Here is a 14841-nt window from a genome sequence, read left to right as displayed (position 1 = left end):
GCGAAAGCGCATAGCAAGTTGCGGCCCAGCCGTCAAACACTTGACCTCTCAGGCGCTTAACTTGCGAAATGGCGCGACACCTTTGCATCAAGGTCGAGATCGGCAAGGCGCAGCAATCCCTCCGCCTTTAGGGTCGCGCGCAACTCGGGGGTGTCGGCGCAGACCTCATTGAAAAAGGCGCGCAATCCCGCCTCGCCCCCTTCGGCTTCGATCATGGAAAAAAGCTCATGCATCGACAGCCCACCGCGATCACGGGGCCGGTTGGGGGCGAGATCGGAACGGTAAGAGCCTTTTTCCAGCCGGTAGCGATAGGCGGCCAGCCAGTCGGGCCAGCTTTTCGCGTGCAGATGCGCCAGATCAATGCCGGGCTGCTGCTCTGGCCCCTCAATCATCGCGTCATTCTGAAAAGCGTTGTGTATTTGAAGGCGAACGTCGGCCATCCCGGTGCGGACAAAGACCTTTCCGGCCAAATGGCTCAAGAATCCCCCTTTGACGTATTCGCCATAGGTTGGATAAAGCTCCGACACGATCAGCGCCCTCTGCGGGCCGTTTGGAATGAAGGATTTGAAGGCTGTCGCATCGCCTGCCAAAGCCTCCATCGGGCGGATGCGGGCGATCTTTTGCGCCGCGGGCAGGGCGGCGAGCACCTCTCCCACAGGGCGCTCGGCAACAAGGAATTCGTCCACATCCATATGGATCAGCCAATCCACATCATCCGCGCGGTTATAGGCGCGGGTGGCGTTCTGGCTTTGGCGGACCTGATGCTTTTGCGGGCGTTTGCCACAGAGCTTTTGCCAATAGGCATCATCGCAGGTGACGACGCGGATCTTGGGGTGGGCTTTCAAACTGTCGAAAGCCTCTGGCTTCTCAGCGTCGAGAAATAGATAGAGCCGATGCGCACCTGCCTCAAGATGGTAGGCGGCAAAGCGTCTAATCTCGTCAGCGGGGGCCAAAATTGTGGCAACCAGCCCCCATTTCGTCGTCGTCGTCATCGCGTCTCCCCGGTTGGGTCCAGAATGCCATGATTGCGCGCGAAATCAAGGCTTACGACCCATAGCGGAGAGGCTAATTCAGACCATCATTTCCTTGGTCGCGGTAAGTTTCACGTCCGGGTAATCGCGCTCAACCCGGTCGATGTCCCATTGCAGGCGGGTTAGGTATACGATGTCGCCGTCGTGGTCATGAGCGATGTGCTGTTTGTTGCTTTCGGTAAACTTATCAACGGCTTGTTTCGTGCCATTCACCCAGCGAGCCGAGGTGAATTGCGACGGCTCGAACCGCACCGGCAGGCCGTATTCCAACTCGATCCGGCTGGCGAGCACTTCGAACTGCAACTGGCCCACAACGCCCACGACAAAACCCGAGCCGATGGAGGGTTTGAACACTTTCGCGGCACCTTCTTCGGCAAATTGCATCAGCGCTTTCTCAAGGTGTTTCGCTTTCAGCGGATCGCCCGCGCGGACCGATTGCAGCAATTCGGGCGCGAAGGAGGGGATACCGCTGACGCGCAGCGCTTCGCCTTGGGTCAGCGTGTCGCCGATGCGCAGCTGCCCGTGGTTGGGGATGCCGATGATGTCACCGGCCCAAGCCTCTTCGGCCAATTCGCGGTCTGAGGCCAAAAACATTACCGGGTTGGAAATCGTCATCGGCTTCTTGGTGCGGACATGGGTCATTTTCATGCCGCGCTCGAAATGCCCCGAGGCAAGGCGCACAAAGGCGACCCGGTCGCGGTGTTTGGGGTCCATGTTGGCCTGCACCTTAAAGACAAAGCCCGCGACCTTGGTTTCTTCGGGCAAAATCTGACGTGGCGTGGCGGCTTGGATTTGCGGCTCTGGCCCGTATTTGGCGATGCCTTCCATGAGTTCACGCACCCCGAAAGAGTTGATCGCAGAGCCGAACCAGATCGGCGTCAGCGTGCCTTCGTGCATCGCTTTGAGGTCCAAGGGCGGCAGCAATTCGCGCGCCATCTCAAGGTCTTCGCGCAGCTTTTCCAGCAGGGTGGCGGGGACGTGTTCGGCCAGCTTGGGGTCATCCAAGCCTTCGATCTTGATGCTGTCGGCCACGCGGTTCCGGTCGGCGCGGTCCATCAGTTCCAGACGGTCGCGCAGCATGTCATAGCAGCCCACGAAATCGCGGCCCACACCGATGGGCCAGCTTGCGGGCGTCACGTCGATGGCAAGGTTTTCCTGGATTTCGTCAATGATCTCAAAGGTGTCGCGGCTTTCGCGGTCCATTTTGTTACAGAAGGTCAGGATTGGCAGGTCGCGCATCCGGCAGACTTCGAAAAGCTTCTGCGTCTGGCTTTCCACACCCTTGGCCCCATCGATCACCATCACGGCGGCATCCACCGCCGTCAGCGTACGGTAGGTATCCTCCGAAAAGTCCGAGTGGCCCGGCGTGTCGACGAGGTTGAAGCGGTAGTTGGTGTCACCGCTGTGGAAATCGAACGACATGGCCGAGGCCGAGACCGAAATGCCCCGGTCCTTTTCCATCGCCATGAAGTCCGACCGCGTGCGCCGCGCTTCGCCCTTGGCGCGCACTTGGCCAGCCATCTGAATGGCCCCACCGAACAGCAGGAACTTTTCAGTCAGCGTGGTCTTGCCCGCGTCAGGGTGGCTGATGATCGCAAAGGTGCGACGACGCGCGATCTCGGCGGGCAGGGCGGGGCGGTTTTGCGGCGTGTCCAACATCCGCCCCATATAGGCTGCGCCGTGGCCGGGCGCAATCTGGGCATTGCTGCGAATCGACCGTAGGCCTAACATGAGAACATAAGTGGTACATGGAGGAATTTGCGATGGAACTGAAAGAGATTGCACAAGAGTTGGTTAACGGCTGCCGTGCCGGTGCGGCCAAAGTACGCGAGAACCTTGATAAGCTATATGCCGAAGATGCCGTATCCGTAGAGGCCGCCGATATGGGCGGGCAGGGGCGTGAGACGCATGGGATCAAGGCGATCCACGGCAAACACGACTGGTGGGAAAACGCGATGGAGGAACACGCGAGTGAAGTCTCAGGCCCGTTCTATTTTGGTGATGAGCAGTTCAGCGCGGTCTTCAAGGTCGACGCCACCGACAAGCAGAGCGGCGATCGCTTTCAGATGGAAGAGATCGGCGTTTACCACGTGAAAGACGGCAAAATCGTCCGGGAAGAGTTTCACTATGCCGTTGAGGCACCTTAACGGGTAGAGGCTTTGCGCAGCAGCGCCGCCGCATCGGGGCGCTTGAGCAACGCCTCGGCCAGATCGAGCCCGGCATGGGGCAGGTCGGAATGGCCGGGGATCACCTCGCCCAAGGCCGCGGCCATTTCCGGCGGCAGCACCGACCGGGTGCGGCTGTCGACCAGCATGGATTCGGCTGCGATCCCTTCGGCGTAGATGATCTGATGCCCGTCAAAGAGCAGTTGGAAGTAGTCGACAAAGCCGCCGTCCTGCACGGTTACGCTTTCGCCGTTCACAAGATGCCGCGCTTTCACAAGCAGTTCCGAGCGGCCCGCGCCCATCTCATCACTGCGTTGATAGATGAAGAGCCGGTGATCGGGGCTGACGATCAGGTCATGTTCGTTGTTCAGCGTGCCTGCCTGAATGCGGATCGGGGCGAATTCGCCCACCGCGCGCAGGGTGCTTTGACCGATCCAGCGTAGGGTTTGAACGCCGTCGTCGCGGGTTAGGATACGGTCACCGACGCGAAGGTCTTCGATGGGGCGCAACTCTCCGGTGCTGAGCGAGATATGGGTGCCGCGTGTGAAGGACACGCAGGCGAGTTGGCCGAATTTCTGACGTGCGGTCTGGGTGTCGATGCCCACAATACGGTAGCCCGTTTGCGGTGTCAGCGGGCCTAGCGGCAAAAGGTACACCTCAGCCGCGTGGCCCTTGCCATCAACCTCGACCAGCAGCAGCGCCTCTTGGGTTTGCCCGTCGGGCGACATCAGCGTGAGCAGGCTGTCGAGATGCAACTCAGCACCGGGGCTGCCCACGCCGGTATCCTCGGCAAGCTGCAATTGATCCCCCGGCAGGGTCAGCAGGGACAGGCGCAAAGGCTCTGCCGCACGGTCCAGCTCATAGACGTCATCCAGCACCAATTCAGCGGCAAAACCCAGCGTATCGCCCATATTCGCCCCGTCGCTCGCGCAAAATTGCCCGGCGCGGTAGACGGCGATGTTCTGTGCGGGGGCGGTGCGGGTGCGGGACATGACGGGCCTTTGGCTTTAGGGCTTTCGCCAGCGGGATAAGGTAGAATTGTGGCCCGGATGGGTCAAGGCTCGGGTGATTTGCTGGCATTGGCCGCAGGGCGTGGTAGGCATATGCAAATGCATAGGAGGAATCGCAAAATGGATTTGGGAATCAAGGGGAAGAAGGCGCTGGTCTGTGCCTCATCCAAAGGGCTTGGCCTTGGCTGCGCCGAAGCTCTTGCGGCGGCAGGGGTCAACCTTGTGATGAACGCACGCGGCGCCGAGGCGCTTGAGGCGTCGGCAGAACGTATCCGTCAGGACTATGGCGTCGAAGTCGTCACCGTGGCGGCGGATGTGGCCACCGAAGAGGGTCAGGCGCTGGTCATCAAGGCCGCCGAGGGCTGTGACATTCTCGTCAACAACGCGGGTGGCCCGCCTCCGGGGATGTGGCATGACTGGGACCGCGAAGATTTCATCAAGGCGCTCGATGCCAATATGCTGGCCCCCATCGCGTTGATCAAAGCGCTGGTGCCCGGCATGATGGAGCGCGGCTGGGGTCGGGTCGTGAACATCACCAGCCAGTCGGTGCGCGCGCCGATTGCTGTCTTGGGGCTGAGTAACTCGGCACGGACCGGGCTTACGGGCTATGTCGCGGGCACCGCGCGTCAGGTCGCGGGCAAGGGGGTCACGATCAACAACCTGCTGCCGGGCATCCATGCCACCGACCGCGCGGATTCGCTGGATGCGGGTGTGGTCAAGGCCAAGGGCATCACGCTGGACGAGGCCCGCGCCGAGCGGCAGGCGGGCATTCCCGCAGGCCGCTATGGCACCCGTGATGAATTCGGCGCGACCTGTGCGTTCCTTTGTTCGCAGCACGCGGGCTTCATCGTGGGCCAGAACCTGCTGCTGGATGGCGGCGGCACCAATCTCACCATGTAAGCAGAGCTTGGCCGGGGCGAGCGTCCCGGCCATTGCGCTTCGCATCGGATCACATTCCTGACAGCAGCGGTTTCAGCGCTGGCGGGGATTGAGGGCGGCGGCTAACCCTTGAGGGTCAGCTTTTCGCAAAAGGTCCGTCCGCATGCAAACCACCGTTCTTGTCCTTCTTTTCGCGGCCATAATCCTTGCCAGCCTACTGGTGGCCCCGCGTCGCGCAACGGTCGAAGGGTTCTTTGGCGGCGCCAATGCGGCGGGCCGTGCGCCGGGGCTTTGGGTGCTGGTGCTAAGCCAAGTCACCACATGGATCTTTGCCCGTAGCCTGATGAACGCCGCGATCTTGGGCTATTTCTACGGCATCGCGGGCACGCTGGCCTATGCGGCCTATTACGGGTCGTTCCTGACAGGCGGCTTTATCGTGGGGCAGTTGCGCCGGGGCGGCGCGCGGTCGGTGCAGGACTGGCTGGGCGGGCATTTCGGGCGTTCGGGCACGGCGGCCTATAACCTCGTGATCGGGCTGCGGCTGCTGTCCGAGGTCTTTGCCAATCTGCTGGTCGTTGCGCTGATTTTCGAGGCTGTCTGGCCGGGGTCCGGCACGCTGGCGGTGCTGATCGTCGCTGCGCTCGGCTTTGGCTATTCGGCATGGGGCGGGCTTTCCGCCGCGCTGCGCACGGATGTGGTGCAGATGCTGGTCTTTCTTGTTGTTTTCGGCCTTGCGCTTGGCGCGCTGCTGCTAAGCCCGGGGTTCGAGCTTGGCGCGGTGCTGAGTGCGCCGGGCGTCTCGGGGCCCTACAACGGTTGGGTGCTTTTGGCGGTCGCCCTGTTGCAGGTCTTTTCCTACCCCGCCCATGACCCGGTGATGATGGACCGCGGCTTTCTGGCGGATGAGGCAACCACGCGGGCCTCTTTCCTGCACGCCTTTTGGATTTCGACACTCTGCATCATCGGCTTTGGCTTTTTCGGCATCCAAGCCAGCCTGACCGGTGCGGCCTATGAAGGCGAATTGATCGGCACATGGGGGCAGATGTTTCCGGGCTGGATTTTCGTGGCGCTGATGCTGTCGCTGCTCGTCTCGGCGCTGTCGACGCTCGATTCCGCATTGGCCTCGGCCGCGCGGCTGATGGTCGAAGAATGGCGCATCGCGCCGCGCAGCCTGAGGGGCGGGCGGCTGGTGATGGCGGGGTTCATGGCGCTTGGTGCGCTGTTGACGCTCTGGGGCAACGCCACGCTTTTCGATGCTGTGGCGGTCAGCGGGACCGCGTCGATGTTCCTTACCCCGGTGCTGCTGGTGGGGCTGGTGGCGGGGCGCCGCATCGCGGTCTGGAGTTACCTCGCCGCCTTTGCCGCCGCGATGCTCGGGGCTGCGGCCTATTTCGCGCGGGGCTGGGCGCCGGTGGCGGCCCTTCTGCCCGAGGGGCATAAATACGAGCAATTGTTGGTAATTTGCGTGATCGTGCTACTGGCCGGGTTCGCAGCGGTGCTTGCGGGGGCGCGGCGAGGCTGATAGCTGGGTTTCCGAGTGATTTGATCGGATACCGCAGTTTCCATGAGTGACCCCACCCCCCGTCTGGAAATCCGCAGTCTGCGCCGCGCCTATGGCGGGCGGCAGGTTGTCGATGACGTGTCTTTGCAGATCATGCCGGGGCAGGTGACCTGTCTGCTCGGCCCCTCGGGCTGCGGCAAATCCACCACGCTGCGCATGATCGCGGGCGTTGAGATGCAAGACAGCGGCACGATCCACGTCGATGGCAAGTTGATCTGCGACACCATGTTTCGCGTCCCGCCAGAGCGGCGCGAGATTGGGCTGATGTTTCAGGACTTTGCTCTGTTTCCGCATCTTAGCGTGGCCGATAACGTGGGCTTTGGCCTCAAGAAAGGCACCAAGGCCGAGAAGCGCAAGCGGATTGAGGAATTGCTCGAACGGGTGGACCTGCTGCGCTATATCGACGGCTATCCGCACCAGCTTTCGGGCGGGGAGCAGCAGCGCGTGGCGCTGGCCCGTGCGCTGGCGCCGCAGCCGCGCATCATGCTGATGGACGAGCCCTTTTCCGGCCTCGACAACCGTCTGCGCGACGGCATCCGCGATGAGACCCTGAGCATCCTGAAAGAAGAGGACACTGCCGTTCTGCTGGTCACCCATGAGCCGGATGAGGCGATGCGCATGGCCGATGAGATTGCGCTGATGCGCGACGGCAAGATCGTCCAGCAGGGCGCGCCCTATAACGTCTATACGCGGCCCGTCGATCGCGCCTCTGTCGCATTTTTCAGCGATGCCAATGTGCTTGAGGCCACGGTGACCGGGGCGCTGGCCGATACCGTCTTTGGCCAATTCCTTGCCCCGGGGGTACCCGATGGCACGCCGGTAAATATTGTCTTTCGCCCGCAACACCTGCGCATCGACTTTGACCGTGCAGGCAAAGGCCCACGCCCCACGGCGACCGATGGCACCCCGGCCCGCGCCGTGGTGGAACGCGCGCGCTTTATGGGGAACGAAAGCCTTGTTGAATTTGTGTTGGAAGAGGACGGATCGCGGCTCAAGGCCACGGTGCCGAATGTCTTTTTGCCGCAACCCGGCGCCGTCATGTGGCTGACCGTGCGCCGCGACCGCTGCTTTGTCTTTCCGGTGACGGCATGAAGCCCCTGATGGTAGAATTCGGCATGGGGTCGTCCCTGCGCCGCGCCGACTATACGCAGGCCGCGACCCGCGCGGTGCAGGATGCGCTGTGGCATAACTCGATCAATCTGGCAGAGCTTTTTGGTTTCGATAGGTCCGCCATGCGGATCATCCTCGACGTGGGCGTGCAACGGCCCGGTCTGGTCGACGCCGAAGCGCTGCGCGCGGTCTTTCCCTATGGCGAGGTGACGGTGAACCTGCATCACGGCGGGTTGGATGTGCCGCGCCCCGAAGGAGAGGGGAACCCGACCGTCATGGCGAATGTGGCCCTTTCCGTGGGCTTCGACATGGAGCCTGCCGATGACTGAGCAGCGGATCATCATCGAAATGGGCATGGGCAACGATCTGCACGGGATGGACTATACCAAAGCCGCCGCCCGCGCGATCGAGGATGCCCTGCGCCATTCCTCTCTGCCGCTTTTCGGCGCGCTTGACGTGACACCGGACCAGATGCGTGTGCAGGTCACCGTGGCGGTGCAAGAGCCTGAAAAGGTGGATGTCGACGCGCTGGTGGCCAATCTGCCGCGTGGCCGGGCCGAGGTACGTGCCGTGAAGGGCGGGCTGAACGTGCCGACGGGGCAGGATACCATCGTGATCGCGCAGGCGAGTGTCGAGGCGTTCTTGCCGCTGCAGACCGGTTGGCAACTGAAGGGCTGAGCCGGGGGGCAGACCGTCCGGGCGGTCTGGGCCAGCCAAGCGGACCTGCGCCCGTGATTCAGGGCTAGGGGTGGTAGTCAGCCAGCGTTTTGCCCGGCTCGTCGACGAACAGCTCTGGCAAGGCCTCGGCGCTCTCGATCTGATCGATCGCGTAGGTAGCAAATCCCTTTTCATCTTGGCACCAGGCGGTCAGCATCCAAAACCGCCCCCAATTCTCAACCTTCATTGGCCGTAGCACGCGGGTCTCTTCCCCCGCGACCCCGATCCGCAGCTTCTGACGCGCCAGCACCGCGGCGCGCAGCACCGGCAGATGGGCAAAAACCCGTGTGGCCTTGCCCTGCGCCGTCAGCGCCTGCGACCAAGCGGCCCCCTCGGCGATGGTTTCGGTGGGCAAAACTGCGTCGAACTTGGCGGCCAATGTCTCTGCCGCGCCCTGCAAGGCGGGGTCTCCAACCTCTGCCGCGACAGCAAGGCCGAGGTTCAGCGCCTCCAATTCAGACGGGGTTAGTGTCAGCGGGGGCAGGGTGATCGCCGGGGTGATCCGATAACCTTCGCCCCGCGTTCCGACGATGGACAGGCCCGCCGCGCTAAGCTTGCCCATATCGCGGTAGATCGTGCGGGGGGAGACACCGAACAGCCGGGCCAAATCCTCGGCCCGGTGCAGCCGCCCATCCCGCAGCCTGTCGATCAACCGCACGAGCCGATCTTCGGTTTTCACTGACACCATGACGCCTCCTGACGCTCCTGACAAAAACATGTCACAAAGGGAATTGCACGCCCGAAAATCGGCAGTCCTTTGCCCGCAGCACCGCCCAACCGCCGCTTTGCCCCTTCATGGTCCTGCCGCCGCCCGCTATCACAGGCAGGACGGCGCTGCATGACTTGCGCCAAACATGATGGGAGAACAGACATGTTGAACAATATCGGACTGCCGGGCCTGCTGCTGATCGCGGTTGTCGTGCTGGTGCTTTTCGGCCGCGGCAAGATTTCCTCGCTTATGGGTGAAGTTGGCAAAGGCATCACTAGCTTCAAAAAGGGCATCAGCGAAGGCGAAGAAGAGACCAAGCGCACCGACGACATCAAACATGTCGACGAAGTGCACCATGCCGACCTGCCCGAGCATGCCGATCAGGGCACGCATCCCAAGACCGACCTGAAGGCCGACAAGGACCGGGTGTAACCCGATGTTCGATCTGGGTTGGACGGAACTTTTAGTCATCGGCGTGGTGGCCCTGATCGTGGTCGGCCCCAAGGACCTGCCCGTGCTGTTTCGGCGCGTTGGGCAATTCGTGGGCAAGGCCAAGGGCATGGCGCGTGAATTCAGTCAGGCCATGAACGACGCCGCCGACGAAAGCGGCATGCGCGAGATGTCGTCGTCGCTGAACAAGTCGCTAAAAACCGCGACCAACCCGCTGGGCAGCGCCATGGATGAGGTGAAGGACGCGACCCGCTCGCTGACCAACTTCGACCCCGAGAGCGAGACCGGCAAATTGGCGGCGCAAAAGGCCGAGGATGTGAAGAAGATCCAAGCCAGCACCGCCCGCGCCGCAGCCGAGCGCAAGCAACGCGAAGCGGCAGAAGCCATGTCTCAGGCTGAGGCGGCAGAGGCGAAGTTGTCTGACGCGACCCCGGCCCGGGACGAAGCTGCGAAAGCTGCACCGGCACGGCCCGTGATCGAGAAAGACGCGGCACCAGCCAAGGCGGCGCCTGCTAAAGCGGCCTCACCCAAAGCGGCGCCGGTCAAAGCAGCGGCCAAAGCAGCGCCGGCCAAAGCAGCGCCGAAAAAGCCTGCTGCCAAGAAACCCGCTGCGAAAAAGCCTGCTGTCAAAAAGCCAGCGGCAGCCAAACCCGCTGCGAAAAAAGAGTAAGTTAAATGAGCGCCTCCGACGACTATGAGATCGACGACAGCTCGGCCCCGTTGATCGAACATCTGGCCGAACTGCGCACGCGGCTCATCCATTCGGTCATCGCCTTTATCATCGGCATGGTGATCTGCTTTACCGTCTGGAACCCGATCTTCAACTTCCTGACCGAACCGCTGTGTTCGGCCATGGCGGAACGGGGCCAAGAGGATTGCGGGCTGATCCTGATCAAACTGCAAGAAGGTTTCTTCGTTGCGATCTCGATCTCGCTTTTGGGTGGTTTGGTGCTGGGCTTTCCCTTCATCAGCTACCAGCTTTGGCGCTTCGTGGCACCGGGGCTCTACAAGAACGAAAAGGGCGCTTTTCTGCCCTTTTTGATCTCCTCGCCGGTGATGTTTTTCCTTGGTGCGGCCTTTGCCTTTTACGTCGTCACGCCGCTGGCCTTCGATTTCTTCCTTGGGTTCCAGCAGGCGGGTACGCTCGTCGGTGAGGGGCCAGAGGGTGAGAACGGCATCGCGGCCATCGCATTCCAAGGCTCGGCGCAGGAATACCTCTCGCTTACGATCAAGTTCATCGTGGCCTTTGGCCTGTGCTTCCAGCTTCCCGTGCTGCTGACCCTGATGGGCAAGGCCGGGCTGGTCAGTTCCGAAGGTCTGGGCAATGTGCGCAAATATGCCGTGGTGGCGATCCTTGTGTTGGCTGCCCTTGTCACGCCGCCAGATGTGATCACGCAGGTGATCTTGTTTGTTGTTGTCTACGGCCTTTACGAAATCTCGATCTTCCTCGTGCGTCGGGTCGAGAAAAAGCGCGACGAGAAGCTGCGCGAAGAGGGCTACTTTGACGACGAAGACGAGGAAGACCTGCTGTGATCGACGATCCGATGGACCGTATCGCAGCGGCGCTGGAGCGTATGTCTCCGGCGCCGCTGTCCGCCCCGGACTTTGACGCCGCGACCGCATTCGTCTGGCACACCGACCCCGACCGTCTGGTACCGGTGCCGCAGGTCGCGCGAATCGACCTGCCGCTGTTGATTGGCGTCGACCGGGCGCGGGATACCCTTCTGGCCAACACCCGCCAATTCGCGGCGGGTCTGCCTGCGAACAACGCGCTGCTCTGGGGTGCGCGTGGCATGGGAAAATCCAGTCTTGTCAAAGCGATACACGCAGATGTTCAGGCATCACATGAAGCGTTGCGCATCGTCGAATTGCAGCGCGAAGACCTGCCCTCGGTCGGGCGGATTCTGACACTGCTGCGCGGGGCGTCGCAGCGGTTTATCCTGTTTTGCGATGACCTTAGCTTTGGCCATGATGATGCGCATTACAAGTCGCTGAAGGCGGTGCTGGATGGCGGCATCGAAGGGCGGCCCGAGAATGTGGTGCTCTACGCCACCTCGAACCGCCGTCATCTGATGCCGCGCGACATGATCGAAAATGAGCGGGGCAGTGCGATCAACCCTTCGGAGGCGGTCGAGGAAAAGGTCTCTCTCTCCGATCGTTTCGGGCTTTGGCTTGGGTTCCATCCCTGCGATCAAGACCAGTATTTGGCGATGATCCGCGGCTATTGCGATGCCTTCGGCGTAGAAATCGACGACGACACCCTGCGCGCAGAGGCTGTCGAATGGCAGGCCACACGCGGGGCGCGGTCGGGCCGTGTGGCATGGCAGTATTTCTTGGATTTGGCTGGCAGAAAGGGCGTTCCCGTCTCAGGAGGGTGACCGCGCCTGTCTGGTGCTTCAGCAAAAAGGCCCGCAAGTTCTGCGGGCCTTTTTTTGTTTGATTACTGGATGTAGGGCGTCGGATCGACGCTCTCAAAGCCCTTGCGGACCTCGAAATGCACATGCGATTCCGATCCGCCGCGCAGTTTGGCGATCTGCTGGCCCCGGCTGACGGTATCGCCCTTGGCGACATTCACGCCGTCCACATTGGCATAGACCGTGAGCAGGTTGTCCGGGTGGCGCACCACGACAATCGGAATGCCCTCGGCGCTTTTGGTGATCGCGGCCACGGTGCCCCCTTCGGCGGCCTTCACCGGCCCGCCGGGGTTGCCCTTGATGTTGATGCCCTCGTTCTTGCCCTTGGAATAGGCGCGGATGATGGAGCCTTGGACCGGCGGTGTCATCTTCGTCGTTTTTGCAGGGGCGGTGGGTTTGCCGACATCGGCCACAGGCTCTTTCGGCTCGACTTTGGGTGGCAATGGTTTCGCCGTCTCATCCTGCGGCAGCGGTTTGGCCGCCGAAGGAGGCGTCGGCGTGGGGCTGCCCGCGCCGGGTGCGCTGGTGACAGGTTGCACGGGGCGCGAGGCGGCGGCACTGGATGCGGTGTTGGTCGCCTGACGCGGGGGCGCTTGTTTCTCTACCGGGATCAGCAGGAATTGCCCCTCGCGGATCGCGAAATCGGGGCCTAGGCCGTTCCACTCCGCCAGCGCTTTGACCGGCACGTTATAGAGGCGCGCAACGGTATAGGCGGTCTCGCCACGCTCGACCCGGTGGCGCACCGGCTCTTTCGCCGATTGCGGCGCGGTAGGCTGAGGCGCTGTGGGCTGCGGCGCGGTGGTGCCGGTGCTTGCAGGGGGCAGGCTTTGCGTTTGCACGCTCGGCGTCGCCGGGGCGCGGTCGATGGCGCTGCCCGCAAGGGTGGTGATATCGACGGCGCCATTGGTGCCGGGGGCAGGTTCGGCGACCCGCCGGGGCAGGGCGATGATCTCTCCTTGGCGAAGCGGGACGCCCGGATCAATGCCATTGTAGCGTGCGAGTTCGCCGCTGTCGGCCCCGACACGCGCGGCCACGTCTTTCAGCGTATCGCCACGGCGGGCGACGGCGACTTGATAATTGGGGTAGGCGATCACGCCCCGTGCGTCGGGCTTGGGGCGGTCCGCCAACGGGCCGCGTGCCGCTTCGGCGGTGGAAAACCCATCGCCAAAGGTGCTGCGCATATCGTAATCCAGTGGCTGATTTTCGCAACCTGCCAGCAGTATCGCACTGGTCCCGGCCATTAGGGTCAGCCGCATGGGGCGGCGCAAGCGTGTTTGGCGCATCTGCAAGTCCTCATCTTCGCCCCAGACGGTAAGGGGCGTTGTCCGTGTCTCTCTAACCTATTAGCCGTCCTTGCCCAAGCCTTCCAGCAGGGGGACAAAGCGCACGGCGCGCAATTCGTCGTATTCCAGCCCATCAGCGGTCTTTCGCACGCGGATGAGGTGTTGGACGGTGTCGGATTGGCCTACGGGCAGCACCATGATGCCGCCTTCTTTGAGCTGGGCCAGCAGGGGGCCGGGCGGGTCTTCGGCGGCGGCGGTCACGATGATCCGGTCAAAGGGTGCCTGTTCGGCTAGGCCAAAGCTGCCATCGGCGGTGATCGCGGTGATGTTGTTAAGATCCATCGCCTCGAACACGCCGCGCGCCTCTTGCACCAAGCGCCGGTGCCGGTCGATCGTATAGACCCGCCGCGCGAGCTTGCTGAGGATCGCGGCCTGATAGCCCGAGCCGGTGCCGATTTCGAGCACCTTATCGCGCGACGACACCTGCAAGGCTTGACTCATCAAACCCACGACAGAGGGCTGGCTGATGGTCTGACCGCAGGCGATGGGCAGGGGCATATCCTCATAGGCGCGGCTGGCGAAGAGGCCGCGGATAAAGGGGCCGCGGTCGATCGCTTCCATCGCTGTCAGCACGCGCGCATCGGTCACTCCCTTGGAGCGCAGCGCATAGAGGAACTGCATCTTGCGTTCCGCCTCAGAGATCGGCTCTTCGTTCATCCGTTGATGCCCGACAATGTTTCAAGCGCCGCGTGGTCGGTCAGGTCACAGCGCATTGGGGTGACCGAGATATAGCCATCAAGGTTCACGCAGGCGTCACTGCCGGGCGCTGTCTGCACGCGCTGGTCGCCGCCTTTGATCCACAAAAAGCGGCGGCCCGAGGGCGACAGATGCGCCTCGGTGGAGAACCCGGTGGCGGGGCGGCGGCCTTGAGGGGCGAGCCGGATGCCGCGCACATCGGCGCCCGCGACGGGGGGGAAGTTTACGTTATAAAACAGGCCGTAGGCGGCATCTTCGCTGGGGCTATGCTCCAGAATGCGGCGACAGGTCTCGACGCCATGCTGGGCTGCGGCCTCAAACGGATCAGCCAGATCGCGGTTGGCGGGGCCGTAGTATTGCGACAGGGCGATGGCGGGCAGACCCTGCAAGGCCGCCTCGATCGCGCCGCCGAGCGTGCCGGAGTAGAGCGCGTTTTCAGCCGCGTTGTTGCCCCGGTTCACGCCCGAAAGCACCAGATCGGGGGGCGCGGCGGTCATCGTGTCGTGGATCGCGGCAAGGACGCAGTCAGCGGGAGAGCCTTCGGTGGCAAAGACGCGGTCGTTCAATTGCGAAATCATCATCGGTTTGGTGTAGCTGATGCAATGGCCGACGCCGGATTGCTCAAACGCGGGTGCGACGGTCCAGACCTCGCCCTTGGGCCCGGCCAATTCCTCGGCAATGGCGCGCAGCACGGCCAGACCGGGCGCGTTGATGCCGTCATCGTTTGTAATCAAAATACGCATGAAAGGCCCCTTT

At 62.5% G+C, this 14841-nt stretch carries 17 protein-coding genes; 10 read left to right on the top strand and 7 right to left on the bottom strand.

From position 1 onward, the window contains the following. Positions 1-56: 56 nt before the first annotated feature. Together K3762_RS11610 and K3762_RS11605 are read right to left on the bottom strand one after the other, a co-directional pair. Entirely contained in the window at positions 57-992 is a 936-nt protein-coding gene (locus K3762_RS11610) for a glycosyltransferase family 2 protein (RefSeq protein WP_260009498.1), read from the bottom strand. Between the two features lie 78 nt (positions 993-1070). Then, positions 1071-2690: a peptide chain release factor 3 gene (locus tag K3762_RS11605; protein ID WP_260012810.1), complete on the bottom strand. Its 1620-nt coding sequence runs from the start codon at positions 2688-2690 to the stop codon at positions 1071-1073. Between the two features lie 104 nt (positions 2691-2794). On the opposite strand from K3762_RS11605, the gene K3762_RS11600 reads away from it, so the two are divergent. Further along, on the top strand, positions 2795-3178 hold the full coding sequence (locus K3762_RS11600; RefSeq protein WP_120352229.1) for a nuclear transport factor 2 family protein: 384 nt from the start codon (positions 2795-2797) through the stop codon (positions 3176-3178). Here K3762_RS11600 and K3762_RS11595 read toward each other — a convergent pair. Further along, positions 3175-4188 carry a Hint domain-containing protein gene (locus tag K3762_RS11595; RefSeq protein ID WP_260009497.1) on the bottom strand — a complete coding sequence of 338 codons (1014 nt, stop codon included), beginning with the start codon at positions 4186-4188 and terminating at the stop codon, positions 3175-3177. The genes K3762_RS11600 and K3762_RS11595 overlap by 4 nt on opposite strands. A gap of 138 nt (positions 4189-4326) precedes the next feature. Between K3762_RS11595 and K3762_RS11590 the strand changes: the two genes are divergently transcribed. From K3762_RS11590 to K3762_RS11570, 5 genes are all read left to right on the top strand, one after another. Beyond that, positions 4327-5106, top strand: a complete 780-nt coding sequence (locus tag K3762_RS11590) for an SDR family oxidoreductase (protein WP_067941767.1) — start codon at positions 4327-4329, stop codon at positions 5104-5106. A 142-nt stretch (positions 5107-5248) separates the two neighbouring features. Next, positions 5249-6607, top strand: coding sequence for a sodium:proline symporter (locus tag K3762_RS11585; protein WP_132444524.1), 1359 nt, complete (start codon positions 5249-5251; stop codon positions 6605-6607). Positions 6608-6649: 42 nt separating this feature from the next. Further along, a complete protein-coding gene (locus tag K3762_RS11580) occupies positions 6650-7738 on the top strand; it encodes an ABC transporter ATP-binding protein (protein ID WP_132444525.1) in 1089 nt (362 codons plus the stop codon). Next, positions 7735-8085, top strand: coding sequence for a Lin0512 family protein (locus K3762_RS11575; protein ID WP_132444526.1), 351 nt, complete (start codon positions 7735-7737; stop codon positions 8083-8085). Before K3762_RS11580 ends, K3762_RS11575 begins: the two co-directional genes overlap by 4 nt. Then, positions 8078-8434 (top strand): Lin0512 family protein, encoded by a 357-nt coding sequence (locus K3762_RS11570; protein WP_120351309.1) that lies wholly within the window; start codon positions 8078-8080, stop codon positions 8432-8434. The genes K3762_RS11575 and K3762_RS11570 overlap by 8 nt, the downstream gene beginning before the upstream one ends. Before the next feature lie 64 nt (positions 8435-8498). Here the strand turns inward: K3762_RS11570 and K3762_RS11565 are convergent, their stop codons facing one another. Further along, on the bottom strand, positions 8499-9161 hold the full coding sequence (locus tag K3762_RS11565; protein WP_206054298.1) for a YafY family protein: 663 nt from the start codon (positions 9159-9161) through the stop codon (positions 8499-8501). Between the two features lie 183 nt (positions 9162-9344). Here K3762_RS11565 and K3762_RS11560 point away from each other — a divergent pair, with 183 nt between their 5' ends. Genes K3762_RS11560 through K3762_RS11545 form a run of 4 tightly spaced genes read left to right on the top strand, consistent with a single transcriptional unit; the run spans position 9345 to position 12010 of the window. Continuing rightward, complete coding sequence (locus K3762_RS11560; RefSeq protein WP_093926540.1) at positions 9345-9614, top strand: twin-arginine translocase TatA/TatE family subunit; 270 nt, start codon at positions 9345-9347, stop codon at positions 9612-9614. A 4-nt stretch (positions 9615-9618) separates the two neighbouring features. Beyond that, positions 9619-10302: a Sec-independent protein translocase protein TatB gene (gene tatB / locus K3762_RS11555; protein WP_132444527.1), complete on the top strand. Its 684-nt coding sequence runs from the start codon at positions 9619-9621 to the stop codon at positions 10300-10302. 5 nt (positions 10303-10307) lie between these two features. Continuing rightward, a complete protein-coding gene (tatC, locus tag K3762_RS11550; RefSeq protein WP_067626153.1) occupies positions 10308-11165 on the top strand; it encodes a twin-arginine translocase subunit TatC in 858 nt (285 codons plus the stop codon). Next, complete coding sequence (locus K3762_RS11545) at positions 11162-12010, top strand: ATP-binding protein (protein ID WP_260009496.1); 849 nt, start codon at positions 11162-11164, stop codon at positions 12008-12010. The genes tatC and K3762_RS11545 overlap by 4 nt, the downstream gene beginning before the upstream one ends. Before the next feature lie 62 nt (positions 12011-12072). Here K3762_RS11545 and K3762_RS11540 read toward each other — a convergent pair whose 3' ends face one another. Genes K3762_RS11540 through surE form a run of 3 tightly spaced genes read right to left on the bottom strand, consistent with a single transcriptional unit; the run spans position 12073 to position 14828 of the window. Beyond that, complete coding sequence (locus tag K3762_RS11540) at positions 12073-13329, bottom strand: M23 family metallopeptidase (protein WP_162931846.1); 1257 nt, start codon at positions 13327-13329, stop codon at positions 12073-12075. A gap of 60 nt (positions 13330-13389) precedes the next feature. Further along, on the bottom strand, positions 13390-14046 hold the full coding sequence (locus K3762_RS11535; protein WP_007120302.1) for a protein-L-isoaspartate(D-aspartate) O-methyltransferase: 657 nt from the start codon (positions 14044-14046) through the stop codon (positions 13390-13392). Further along, positions 14043-14828 (bottom strand): 5'/3'-nucleotidase SurE, encoded by a 786-nt coding sequence (gene surE, locus K3762_RS11530; RefSeq protein WP_132444529.1) that lies wholly within the window; start codon positions 14826-14828, stop codon positions 14043-14045. The genes K3762_RS11535 and surE overlap by 4 nt, the downstream gene beginning before the upstream one ends. Positions 14829-14841 lie beyond the last annotated feature (13 nt).

Origin of the sequence: Sulfitobacter sp. W074, assembly GCF_025142275.1 — a bacterium.
GTDB classification, from domain to species: Bacteria; Pseudomonadota; Alphaproteobacteria; order Rhodobacterales; family Rhodobacteraceae; genus Sulfitobacter; species Sulfitobacter profundi.
This window is presented reverse-complemented; position numbering and strand designations above follow the sequence as displayed.

Bases quoted from the DNA above. Each gene is read 5' to 3' on its own strand.
- K3762_RS11610 (WP_260009498.1), bottom strand. From the start codon at position 992: ATGACGACGACGACGAAATGGGGGCTGGTTGCCACAATTTTGGCCCCC.
- K3762_RS11605 (WP_260012810.1), bottom strand. From the start codon at position 2,690: ATGTTGGACACGCCGCAAAACCGCCCCGCCCTGCCCGCCGAGATCGCG.
- K3762_RS11600 (WP_120352229.1), top strand. From the start codon at position 2,795: ATGGAACTGAAAGAGATTGCACAAGAGTTGGTTAACGGCTGCCGTGCC.
- K3762_RS11595 (WP_260009497.1), bottom strand. From the start codon at position 4,188: ATGTCCCGCACCCGCACCGCCCCCGCACAGAACATCGCCGTCTACCGC.
- K3762_RS11590 (WP_067941767.1), top strand. From the start codon at position 4,327: ATGGATTTGGGAATCAAGGGGAAGAAGGCGCTGGTCTGTGCCTCATCC.
- K3762_RS11585 (WP_132444524.1), top strand. From the start codon at position 5,249: ATGCAAACCACCGTTCTTGTCCTTCTTTTCGCGGCCATAATCCTTGCC.
- K3762_RS11580 (WP_132444525.1), top strand. From the start codon at position 6,650: ATGAGTGACCCCACCCCCCGTCTGGAAATCCGCAGTCTGCGCCGCGCC.
- K3762_RS11575 (WP_132444526.1), top strand. From the start codon at position 7,735: ATGAAGCCCCTGATGGTAGAATTCGGCATGGGGTCGTCCCTGCGCCGC.
- K3762_RS11570 (WP_120351309.1), top strand. From the start codon at position 8,078: ATGACTGAGCAGCGGATCATCATCGAAATGGGCATGGGCAACGATCTG.
- K3762_RS11565 (WP_206054298.1), bottom strand. From the start codon at position 9,161: ATGGTGTCAGTGAAAACCGAAGATCGGCTCGTGCGGTTGATCGACAGG.
- K3762_RS11560 (WP_093926540.1), top strand. From the start codon at position 9,345: ATGTTGAACAATATCGGACTGCCGGGCCTGCTGCTGATCGCGGTTGTC.
- tatB (WP_132444527.1), top strand. From the start codon at position 9,619: ATGTTCGATCTGGGTTGGACGGAACTTTTAGTCATCGGCGTGGTGGCC.
- tatC (WP_067626153.1), top strand. From the start codon at position 10,308: ATGAGCGCCTCCGACGACTATGAGATCGACGACAGCTCGGCCCCGTTG.
- K3762_RS11540 (WP_162931846.1), bottom strand. From the start codon at position 13,329: ATGCGCCAAACACGCTTGCGCCGCCCCATGCGGCTGACCCTAATGGCC.
- K3762_RS11535 (WP_007120302.1), bottom strand. From the start codon at position 14,046: ATGAACGAAGAGCCGATCTCTGAGGCGGAACGCAAGATGCAGTTCCTC.
- surE (WP_132444529.1), bottom strand. From the start codon at position 14,828: ATGCGTATTTTGATTACAAACGATGACGGCATCAACGCGCCCGGTCTG.